Here is a 9,386-nt window from a genome sequence, read left to right as displayed (position 1 = left end):
TACGGTGGTGTGAGAGGACGCTAAATAAAATAATTATTTAGCTCCTACTCGATTTTATATAAGAATATTAAAATAAAGAGGGGGAATTTTAATGGAAGATTTAATAGTTGATTTAGGAGAAAGAAGCTATCCTATAATAATAAAAAAAGGATTAATTGATGAAATTAATTTGGAGATTAAAAAGATTTATAAAGGGAAAAAAATATTTGTGTTAACAGATAAAAATGTTGAAGCTCATTATGGTAATAGAGTTAATGCAAGTCTAGTTAATGCAGGATATGATGTTAAATTAATGGCTTTAGAGCCAGGTGAAGAGACTAAAGCCTTCTCTATTCTTCCTTCAATTTATAATGAACTTTTAGACTTTAAACTTACAAGAAGTGATTTGATTATAACCTTAGGGGGAGGAGTAATTGGGGATCTTGGAGGATTTGCTGCATCAACTTTTTTAAGAGGAGTAGATTTTGTGCAAATGCCAACATCATTACTTGCACAAGTTGACAGCAGTGTTGGGGGAAAAGTTGCAGTTGACTTAGAAAGAGGAAAAAATTTAGTTGGAAGCTTTTATCATCCTAAATTAGTTTTAATAGATCCAAATGTTTTAGAAACTTTAAGTGAAAGATTCTTTAGAGATGGAATGGCTGAAGTTATAAAATATGGTTGCATAAAAGATAAAGAGTTTTTTGATTTCTTAAAGAGCTTGAAGAATAAAACAGAAGTTATGAACAATATAGAACAAATAATCCACAAATGTTGTTTCATAAAAAAATGTGTTGTGGAAAATGATGAAAAAGATACTGGGGAAAGAATGTTATTAAATTTCGGTCATACACTAGGCCATGCTATAGAAACTTATTATAATTTTAAAAAGTTTACTCATGGAGAAGCAGTTGCAATAGGTATGTACGAAATAAGCAAAATTGCAGAAAATAAAGGACTTACTGAAAAAGGTGTAGCAGAGAAGATTAAAGAAATATTAATTCAATATGAGCTTCCATATGAAGTAGAAATTAAAGATAGTTCAGTAATTTTAGATACTATAGCTTTAGATAAGAAAAACATTGATAATGTTCTTAAAGTAGTATTATTAAAAAATATAGGAGAATCATATTTAGAAAAAACTGATGTAAAGTTTTTTTGTTAATATAAATCCTAATAAATTAATAAACTACAAGCGATAAAAATAAAAGTAATAAGTAATTAACAATTAATAACTTAACATTACAAGGAAAAGATTTTTAGGCGAATATAAATACAATATTAAATCTATTAGAAATTCTCCTTAACTGTTAACTGTTAACTGTTAGTTCTTAACTGAATTAGCGGGGTGTGTAATGGGAAACTATAAAATTTATCAAAAGAAATTAACAGGTGAAGTAAAAATACCTCCATCAAAAAGTATGGCACATAGAGCAGTAATTTGTGCAGCACTTGGAGATGGGATAAGCAAGGTTACAAATATAGATTATTCTGATGATATTATTGCTACTATTGAGGCTATGTCATCATTAGGTGCCAAAATCACAAGAAAAGAGGATTATCTTGAGGTTTGTGGAATCAAAAGTCCTGAAAATATTAAAGCTAATGAATTAAAAAGTGAAAGAACTATAGATTGTAATGAATCAGGTTCAACTTTAAGATTTTTGGTGCCAATAGCGGCGTTATTTGATGGTGTAAATAGATTTGTTGGAAGAGGTAATTTGGGAAAAAGACCATTAGATACTTTCTACAACATATTTGATGAACAAGGTATAAAATATTCTTATAAAGAAGGAATTTTAGATTTAAAAACTGAAGGTAAACTAAAAGCTGGTGATTTTAAAGTTAAAGGTAATATTAGCTCGCAATTTATAACAGGACTTTTATTTACGCTTCCTCTTGTAGATGGAGATTCTAAAATCATCATAACAACTGAATTAGAATCAAAGGGATATATTGATTTAACTTTAAGTGCTATGAAAGACTTTGGAATAGAAATTATAAATAACAATTATGAAGAATTTATAATAAAGGGAAATCAAATTTATAAGAGCAGAGATTATAGAGTTGAAGGTGATTACTCCCAATCAGCATTTTTCTTCTGTGCAGATGCTGTTGGCAATAGTGTAGTACTTAATGATTTAAAATTAGATTCACTTCAAGGAGATAAAGAAGTAATTGATATTTTAGAGAGAATGGGCTTAAAGATTATTAATAAAAATAATGGATTAATAGGAACTGTAGCTGGAAGCTTAAAAGCAACTGTTGTTGATGGTTCACAATGCCCTGACATAATTCCAGTAGTTTCTTTAGCAGCAGCTTTTTGTGAAGGTACAACAGAAGTAATAAATGCTGGAAGGCTTAGAATTAAAGAATGCGATAGACTGGCTGCAGTGACTTCTGAACTTAACAAATTAGGTGCAAAGATTACAGAAAAGGAAGATGGGCTAATAATTGAAGGTGTTAAAGAACTTAAGGGTGGAGTTGAGGTATGGAGCCATAAGGACCACAGAATTGCAATGACTTTGGCTATAGCTTCTACTGTATGTAAGGAACCTATTGTTCTTAAAGATTATGAATGTGTTTCGAAATCATATCCACAATTTTGGGAGGATTTTAAAAATCTAGGAGGTGTATTTGATGAGTGGAATGTGGGGGAATAAACTAAAGGTTTCTATATTTGGAGAATCTCATGGAGTAGGAATAGGAATTACAATTGATGGACTTCCTTCTGGTGTTGAAATAAATATAGAGGAAGTTATGAAGGAAATGGCCAGACGCGCGCCAGGAAAAAGTAATTTATCAACTGCAAGAAAAGAAGGGGATAAGCCAGAAATCTTAAGTGGTTTTTTTGAAGGAAGAACTACAGGAACTCCTCTTTGTGCAGTAATCAGAAATGCAGATATGCATTCTAAAGATTATGGAAAGCTAAAAGATTTAATGAGACCAGGTCATGCAGATTATCCAGGATTTATTAGATATAATGGCTTTAATGATTATAGAGGTGGCGGACATTTTTCGGGAAGAATAACAGCGCCATTAGTATTTGCAGGAGCAGTATGTAAGCAAGTTTTAGCTGAAAAAGGAATTGTTATTGGTGCTCATGTTAAGAGTATAGGAAATGTTGAAGATAAGAGCTTTTTCGATGTAGAATTAAGTAAGGAACTTTTAGAAGAATTAAAGACTAAAGAATTACCTCTTTTGCTTCCTGAAAAAGAAGAAGAAATGAGAAATACAATTCTTGCAGCAAAAAAAGAGCAGGATTCAACAGGTGGAACTATTGAATGTACTGTACTTGGAATTGATGCTGGAATAGGAAATCCATTTTTCGATTCAGTTGAATCTACTTTAGCTCACTTAATGTTTTCTGTTCCAGCAGTTAAAGGTATAGAATTTGGAAAAGGCTTTGAAATGACTAAGCTTAGGGGCTCAGAATGTAATGATGAATATTATTACGAGGGTGATAAGGTAAAGACTTATACAAATAATAATGGTGGGATTACAGGTGGAATAACAAATGGAATGCCAATACTTTTTAAAGTTGCAATGAAACCAACACCATCAATCATTAAAAAGCAAAGAACAATAGACATTGCTGAAAATAAAGAAGCAGAACTTATAATTGAAGGCAGACATGATCCATGTATAGTACAAAGAGCAGTACCAGTAATAGAAGCGGTAACTGCAATAGGAATACTTGATTTAATCAGTTAACAGTTAAGAGTGCAGAGTTAAGAAATAAGTTCCTTCGGAACTTGAATAAATTATATATAAAAAATCCCAAAGGGAAAAGTGAGTGTCCAAATTTTATTTTTGGTTAGAAGAACTTTCTCTTTAGAGCTTTTATATTTGGGAACATGAACTTTCTCTGTGAGTTTTATCCAAAACTCTTAACTTTGAACTGAAGTAATTTTGGGGGTGTAGAATGGCAGGTTTAGATGACTATAGAAGTAAAATTGATGAATTAGATAAAGAAATAACCAGACTTTTTGAAGAAAGAATGGATACAGTTATTAAAATTGCAAATTATAAAAAGGAAAATAATTTGCCTATATTTAATAGAGATAGAGAAGATGAAGTTATAGAAAAAAATATTGGATATTTAAAAAATGATGATTATGCTGAAGAGACAAGAAAATTTTTTATATCTTTAATGGAAGTATCAAGAGAGCTTCAAAGCAGAAAAATCATAGAAGCTGAAGAAACAGTTGAAAATAAAGCAGACTTGAAAGAAGAGAAAAAATCAAAAACAGGAAAAGTTGGTTATTACGGTGTTCCAGGTTCTTTTAGTGAAGAAGCAATGCTAAAATATTTTGGTGAAATGAAAGATTCTAGAGCATATGGTGAATTTGAAGAAGTATTTTTAGCTGTTAAAAATGGCGAAATTAAATATGGTGTTGTGCCAATAGAAAATTCTTCGACAGGTGCTATCTCTCAAGTTTATGATCTTATATATAAGTATGGATTTTATATAGTTGGAGAAGAGTGCATTAAGATAAATCAAAATTTAATTGGTGTTAAGGGAACAACTTTAGATACTATTAAAGAGGTATATTCTCATCCTCAGCCTATGGAGCAAAGTACTGAATTTTTGAAAAATCATAATGATTGGAAGCTTATTCCTTACCATAGTACGGCTGCAAGCGCGAAATTTATCAGTGATTTAAAGGATACGTCAAAAGCAGCTATTGCAAGTAATAGAGCAGCTGGAATGTATGGATTAGAGATTATTCAGGAGAAAATAAATAATAAGAGTGATAATTCAACAAGATTTATAATAATATCAAAAGAACTTGAAACAGATCCAAGTTGCAATAAGGTAAGTGTTGTATTTTCACTTGAACATAAAGCAGGTACTTTATATAAATTATTAAGACATTTCGCGGAAAATAATATTAACATGATGAAAATTGAATCAAGACCAATGGAAAAAGGAGCTTGGAAGTATTTCTTATATGTTGATTTTGAAGGAAACGTAGAAAACCAAGAAGTAAAAACAGCTTTAAAATTAATAGAACAAAGCAGTGCTTATTTCAAATTAATAGGAACATACGTGAAGACAGTTAACAGTTAACAATTTACAGTTAGCAGTTAATGAACAAAAGCTAAAGGATTTTTAATAAATGGAAATATTCTTAGAATGTTTCTGAAAGTAATGAAAATATAGTCAAAAGACCATTAAGTTAAATACAACTGATAACTGTGAAATGCTAACTGAATAGAAGGGTGGTGTATAGTAAGATGGAGTTTTACGGACTGATAGGAGAAAAATTGCCACATAGTCTTTCACCTAAAATTCATAATACCTTATTTCAAAGGTTAAATATTGAAGGAGCTTATAAGCTTTTTGAAGTTGAAAGGGAAGAATTAGGTGAGGCTATAGATTCATTGAAAGTACTAAAAATAAAAGGTGTTAATGTAACTATTCCCTATAAGCAGGAGGTAATGAAGTATTTAGACTTTGTTTCTGATGAAGCTAAAAAAATAGGAGCAGTAAATACTATTTATTTGAAAGATGGAAAGTTATATGGATATAATACAGATTATTTTGGATTTGGAACTATTATAAAAAATAATAGCGTTGAAGTTAAAGATAATATAGCTATGGTGCTTGGTAATGGTGGAGCAGCTAAAGCGGTAATTACATATCTACTAGATGAAGGAATTAAGAAGATTTACTTGGTATCAAGAAGAACATTAGCAATATCAGGATATGAGGATAATAGAATTGAATGTAAAACTTATGATGAAATAGCTCATATAAAAGGAGGTATATTAATAAATACAACTCCTTTAGGAATGTATCCTCATATGGAGAAAAGTCCTGTAGATGAAGAGGTAATAGATAACTTTAATGCGTTAATAGATATAATTTATAATCCGAAAGAAACTAAGTTTTTAAAATTGGGAAGATCTTTGAATAAAAACATAGCTGGTGGAATTGAAATGCTAGTAGGTCAAGCTATAAAAGCTGAAGAAATATGGCAGGAAACTTCACTTGATAATGAAGTAACGAAAGAACTTTATTCCATTTTCCAAGATGAATTCAAATAGGAGGCTTAAATGAAAAATAAAGTGGTGCTTATAGGTATGCCGGGATGTGGCAAAAGTACAATTGGGAAGTTGATAAGCAAAGAATTAAGTCTTAAATTTTTTGATATGGATAAGTATATTGAAAATATGACTTCTAGAACTATACCTGAGCTTTTTGAAAATGGAGAAGAATATTTCAGGGATTTTGAAAGTAAGGCTTGTATGGAGCTAGCTAAAATGAGTAATGTACTCATATCTTCTGGTGGAGGAGTAGTAAAGAGAAGAGAAAATATTGATATCTTAAAAAAAGAAGCAGCTTATATTATTTTTATAGATAGACCATTGGAAGAGCTTATAAATGATATTGATATTTCAAATAGACCTTTGCTAAAGGATGGCAGAGAAAAATTGATTAAATTATATGAAGAGCGCTATGAATTATATAAATCAGTGGCGGATAATATAGTTAAAAATGATAAAAGCCTTAAAGATATAGTAGATGAAGTGAAAAAAATTATTGATAATTAATTACATGAGATAAGATTTAAATTACAATATATTTAGTATCTAAAGATAGTAGTGATATTTTGTATTTGCTTTAAAATATAAATTAAAAATTCCATATTATAATTAATGAAAAGAGGAATAGTTAATGAAGATTATGGTGATTAATGGACCTAACTTAAATATGGTTGGAGTTAGAGAAAAAGGTATATATGGCACAAAATCTTTTGAAGATATATGTGAATATATTAAAGAAGAAGGTAAAAAAAGAGGTCATGACATAACGTTATTTCAAAGTAATTGTGAAGGAGCAATAATTGATCAGCTCCAAAAGGCATACTTTGAAAATTATGATGGGATAATAATAAATCCAGGTGCATATACACATTACAGTTATGCTATTCATGATGCCATAAAAGGAACTAATATCGATACAGTTGAAGTGCATTTATCAAATGTACATGCAAGAGAAGATTTCAGAAAGAAATCTGTAACAGCACCAGCCTGCATAGGTCAAATGTGCGGCTTTGGTGAAGATGGGTATATACTAGCTATGAAGGCATTAGAATTGAAAAATATGTCTAAATAGTTTATGATATAAACAATTAGCAATTAACAATCAACAATTAAGGAGGAAGCTCAAAGAGAAAGTTCGAGAAATCAAATACAAGATTTGGACTCTCACTTTTCCTTACAGGATTTCTTAAAAAATATATTTAATGAAATCCAGAATGCATTTCATCCTAAATTGTTCACAGACTACCCTAAAGGGCATGAATTGTACATTTTTAATTGTTAATTGATTCAAGTAGTATAGAAGTATAGTAGTGAAAACAAAAAAAAACTAAAATTTAAAGTAGGAGTACAGGAGGAAAGAAAAATGATAATTATTATGAACCCAAAAGCAAGCAATGAAGAAGTGATGAAGGTAAAGGCAGTAGTGGAATCGAAAGGCTTAGAAACTAATCTTTCTAAGGGAGATACATACTTCATAATAGGTGTTGTAGGAGATACATCTATAATAGATCCTAAAAAATTACAAGTACTTAAAGGTGTTGATAGAGTAATGAAGGTTCAAGAACCTTTTAAGAAGGCTAATAGAATATTCAAGCCTGAAGATACAGTAGTTAATGTTCAAGGATCAATAGTTGGTGGCGGAAGATTAGGAATAATGGCTGGTCCATGTTCCGTTGAAAGCGAAGAACAAATTGTTGAAATTGCTAAGAGAGTAAAGGCAGCAGGAGCTAACTTCTTAAGAGGAGGGGCTTTTAAGCCAAGAACTTCACCATATAGTTTCCAAGGATTAGAACTTGAAGGATTAAAGCTATTAAAAACAGCAAAGCAGGAAACAGGGCTTCCAATAGTAACAGAACTTATGTCTACAGATTACTTAGATGCCTTTGTAGAAGAAGTAGATATGATTCAAATTGGAACTAGAAATGCTCAAAATTTTGACTTGTTAAAGCAAGTTGGTAAGACTAAAATACCAGTTTTATTAAAGAGAGGTATGGCTTCAACTATAGAAGAATGGCTTATGTCAGCAGAATATATTATGGCTGGTGGAAATGAAAATGTAATTCTTTGTGAAAGAGGAATAAGAACTTATGAAACTATTACAAGAAATACATTAGATTTACAAGCAATTCCTGTAGTTAAGAGATTATCACACTTACCGATAATTGTTGACCCAAGTCATGCAGGAGGATACGCTTATTTAGTAGAACCAATGGCAAAGGCTGCAATAACAGCTGGTGCTGATGGACTTATGATAGAAGTTCATAATGACCCTGAAAATGCATTAAGTGATGGTCAACAATCACTTACTCCAGATCAATTTGATGCATTAATGGCTAAAGTTAAAGCTGTAGCTAAAATAGAAGATAAAGAAATATAATTCTTAAGAGGGGCTATGAATTATGAAAATAGTAGTTGTAGGTCTTGGAGTAATTGGAGGATCATTTACCATGGCTTTAAAGGACGCAGGGTATGATGATGTATATGGAATAGATATTAACGAAGAATCTTTAGAAAAGGCAAAAAAGCTTGGATTAATTAAAGATGGCTTTAAAGATGGGCAAGAAATAGTCAAAAGCGCTGATTTAATAATTATATCTTTGTATCCTAGATTAGTGAAACAATTTATAATTGATAACAGGGATAACTTTAAAGATGGAGCAATAATAACGGATGCTACTGGTATTAAGAAGCTATTTGTTGAGGATATAGTAAAAATTCTACCTGAAAATATCGACTTTGTTTTTGGGCATCCAATGGCAGGAAGAGAAAAGAAGGGAATAGACTTTGCAACAAGCCAGGTTTTCAAAGGAGCAAATTATATTATAACTCCAGTAGCTAGGAATAAAGAACAAAATTTAAAACTTATAGAAGATTTAGCTTACCAAATTGGCTTTAAAAGAGTTAAAAGAATAACTCCAGAATATCATGATGAAATGATAGGTTTTACAAGTCAATTGCCCCATTCATTAGCTGTAGCCTTAGTAAATAGCGATGAGGAAGGAAGAGATACTGGAAGCTTTATTGGAGATAGTTATAGAGACTTAACCAGAATAGCTAATATAAATGAAGATCTTTGGAGTGAGCTTTTTCTAGGAAATAAAGAAAATCTTTTACGTAGCATAGAAAGTTTTGAAATTGAATTAGATAAAATTAAAGATGCAATTAAAAATGATGATAAAGAATCTTTAAAAGAAATTTTTATTAAGTCTACTAAGAGACGGGAAAAATTATAATTGTAAGTTAATTAAGTTTAGTATTAAAGGCAGAAAATAATTTTGTGGATTAACAAAAGGATTTTCGAGCCTGTAAATATTTTTGTGTATTCTGATTTTCTTCTTAGAAATAATGAATAA

General features: G+C 30.5%; 9 protein-coding genes. All 9 read left to right on the top strand.

The window, feature by feature from the left end:
- Positions 1-91: 91 nt before the first annotated feature.
- The 9 genes from aroB to GXK56_RS27240 all read left to right on the top strand — a co-directional run bounded on the left by aroB (position 92) and on the right by GXK56_RS27240 (position 9,266).
- Positions 92-1,144 carry a 3-dehydroquinate synthase gene (gene aroB, locus GXK56_RS27280; protein ID WP_160693424.1) on the top strand — a complete coding sequence of 351 codons (1,053 nt, stop codon included), beginning with the start codon at positions 92-94 and terminating at the stop codon, positions 1,142-1,144.
- A 190-nt stretch (positions 1,145-1,334) separates the two neighbouring features.
- Positions 1,335-2,642: a 3-phosphoshikimate 1-carboxyvinyltransferase gene (gene aroA, locus GXK56_RS27275; protein ID WP_160693422.1), complete on the top strand. Its 1,308-nt coding sequence runs from the start codon at positions 1,335-1,337 to the stop codon at positions 2,640-2,642.
- Positions 2,620-3,693 carry a chorismate synthase gene (gene aroC, locus GXK56_RS27270; protein WP_160693420.1) on the top strand — a complete coding sequence of 358 codons (1,074 nt, stop codon included), beginning with the start codon at positions 2,620-2,622 and terminating at the stop codon, positions 3,691-3,693. Before aroA ends, aroC begins: the two co-directional genes overlap by 23 nt.
- Before the next feature lie 211 nt (positions 3,694-3,904).
- On the top strand, positions 3,905-5,053 hold the full coding sequence (gene pheA / locus GXK56_RS27265) for a prephenate dehydratase (RefSeq protein WP_160693418.1): 1,149 nt from the start codon (positions 3,905-3,907) through the stop codon (positions 5,051-5,053).
- Positions 5,054-5,220: 167 nt separating this feature from the next.
- Positions 5,221-6,033 (top strand): shikimate dehydrogenase, encoded by an 813-nt coding sequence (aroE, locus tag GXK56_RS27260; RefSeq protein WP_160693416.1) that lies wholly within the window; start codon positions 5,221-5,223, stop codon positions 6,031-6,033.
- Positions 6,034-6,042: 9 nt separating this feature from the next.
- Positions 6,043-6,540 (top strand): shikimate kinase, encoded by a 498-nt coding sequence (locus tag GXK56_RS27255; RefSeq protein WP_160693414.1) that lies wholly within the window; start codon positions 6,043-6,045, stop codon positions 6,538-6,540.
- A 124-nt stretch (positions 6,541-6,664) separates the two neighbouring features.
- Positions 6,665-7,105, top strand: a complete 441-nt coding sequence (aroQ, locus tag GXK56_RS27250) for a type II 3-dehydroquinate dehydratase (RefSeq protein ID WP_160693412.1) — start codon at positions 6,665-6,667, stop codon at positions 7,103-7,105.
- Between the two features lie 291 nt (positions 7,106-7,396).
- A complete protein-coding gene (gene aroF / locus GXK56_RS27245; protein ID WP_160693410.1) occupies positions 7,397-8,410 on the top strand; it encodes a 3-deoxy-7-phosphoheptulonate synthase in 1,014 nt (337 codons plus the stop codon).
- Between the two features lie 22 nt (positions 8,411-8,432).
- The gene (locus GXK56_RS27240; RefSeq protein ID WP_160693408.1) at positions 8,433-9,266 is read left to right on the top strand and encodes a prephenate dehydrogenase; all 834 of its coding nucleotides are present in this window, start codon (positions 8,433-8,435) and stop codon (positions 9,264-9,266) included.
- Positions 9,267-9,386 lie beyond the last annotated feature (120 nt).

Source organism: Clostridium sp. C2-6-12 (genome assembly GCF_009928485.1).
Classification (GTDB): Bacteria; Bacillota; Clostridia; order Clostridiales; family Clostridiaceae; genus Clostridium.
The sequence above is the reverse complement of the archived record's forward strand: the minus strand, read 5'-3'. Positions and strand labels throughout refer to the sequence as shown.

Excerpts from the sequence above, each read along its gene's own strand:
- aroF (WP_160693410.1), top strand. The coding sequence starts at position 7,397 with ATGATAATTATTATGAACCCAAAAGCAAGCAATGAAGAAGTGATGAAG.
- aroC (WP_160693420.1), top strand. The coding sequence starts at position 2,620 with ATGAGTGGAATGTGGGGGAATAAACTAAAGGTTTCTATATTTGGAGAA.
- GXK56_RS27255 (WP_160693414.1), top strand. The coding sequence starts at position 6,043 with ATGAAAAATAAAGTGGTGCTTATAGGTATGCCGGGATGTGGCAAAAGT.
- aroE (WP_160693416.1), top strand. The coding sequence starts at position 5,221 with ATGGAGTTTTACGGACTGATAGGAGAAAAATTGCCACATAGTCTTTCA.
- pheA (WP_160693418.1), top strand. The coding sequence starts at position 3,905 with ATGGCAGGTTTAGATGACTATAGAAGTAAAATTGATGAATTAGATAAA.
- aroA (WP_160693422.1), top strand. The coding sequence starts at position 1,335 with ATGGGAAACTATAAAATTTATCAAAAGAAATTAACAGGTGAAGTAAAA.
- aroB (WP_160693424.1), top strand. The coding sequence starts at position 92 with ATGGAAGATTTAATAGTTGATTTAGGAGAAAGAAGCTATCCTATAATA.
- GXK56_RS27240 (WP_160693408.1), top strand. The coding sequence starts at position 8,433 with ATGAAAATAGTAGTTGTAGGTCTTGGAGTAATTGGAGGATCATTTACC.
- aroQ (WP_160693412.1), top strand. The coding sequence starts at position 6,665 with ATGAAGATTATGGTGATTAATGGACCTAACTTAAATATGGTTGGAGTT.